The organism is Notoacmeibacter sp. MSK16QG-6, assembly GCF_024158145.1.
GTDB lineage: Bacteria > Pseudomonadota > Alphaproteobacteria > Rhizobiales > Rhizobiaceae > Notoacmeibacter.
Genome location: NZ_JAMYXM010000013.1, coordinates 1 through 1,261 on the forward strand (window position 1 = coordinate 1; position 1,261 = coordinate 1,261).

The following is a 1,261-nucleotide window of genomic DNA, read 5'->3' on the forward strand; positions in this document are numbered from 1 at the left end:
TGAACGCCTCCTATCGCGAAGGCCTCGAAAAGATCGTCTTCTCCGACGGCACCGAATGGACCATGGACACTGTTCGGCAGAATTTGATGGAGCAAGAGTCTACCGATGGCGATGACACCATCATCGGTTCCAATATTGATGATACGATAACTGGCGGCCCCGGCAACGACACGATCAACGGTGGGAAGGGTAACGATACCTATATCTACAGCCGGGGCGACGGCAACGACACCATCACCGAGACCACCTTCAACGGCGACCGTGACAAGCTGGTCTTCACTGACATCAATCCCGATGAGGTGACCCTAACTGGTCAAGGTGATCACGTCACATTGAATATTACGGAGAGTTCTGACGGCGCCGGCGATGGTGGCTTAATTCGCCTCAATTACACACTTAACAACTATTATAACCAAGGCACCGAGTCCGTCGTTTTTGCTGATGGCACCGTTTGGAGTAGAAACGATATTATCACTATGGTCGTCGACCAAGCTGGTACCTCGGGTGATGATCAAATTGGTGGGACAGCTGCCGCCGACTTGATTTCTGGCGGCCCCGGCAACGACACGATCAACGGTGGGAAGGGTAACGATACCTATATCTACAGCCGGGGCGACGGCAACGACACCATTACCGAGACCACCTTCAACGGCGACCGTGACAAGCTGATCTTCACGGACATCAATCCCGATGAGGTAAGCTTGGTGCGCAATGGCGATCACGTCACGTTGCTGATTGCCGAAAGCGCCGACGGCGCCGGTGATGGTGGTTCGATCAGGCTCAATTACACGCTGAAAGACTACTATGACCAAGGGATCGAAAGCGTTGTTTTTGCCGATGGTTCGAGCTGGACGCGATCGGACATGCGCCTGACGCTGCTCGACCAGGCCTCGACCGATGGTGACGACGCAATCAATGGCTTCAGTGGGTCAGATACGATAACTGCCGGCCCCGGCAACGACACGATCAACGGTGGGAAGGGTAACGATACCTATATCTACAGCCGGGGCGACGGCAACGACACCATTACCGAGACCACCTTCAACGGCGACCGTGACAAGCTGATCTTCACGGACATCAATCCCGATGAGGTAAGCTTGGTGCGCAATGGCGATCACGTCACGTTGCTGATTGCCGAAAGCGCCGACGGCGCCGGTGATGGTGGTTCGATCAGGCTCAATTACACGCTGAAAGACTACTATGACCAAGGGATCGAAAGCGTTGTTTTTGCCGATGGTTCGAGCTGGACGCGATCGGACAT

Annotated in this window: 1 protein-coding gene; it reads left to right on the forward strand. The window is 54.6% G+C overall.

The window, feature by feature from the left end:
• Nucleotides 1-1,261, forward strand: a 1,261-nt coding sequence (locus NIM86_RS17145) for a calcium-binding protein (RefSeq protein ID WP_305884474.1), incomplete at both ends; no start/stop codon positions are given.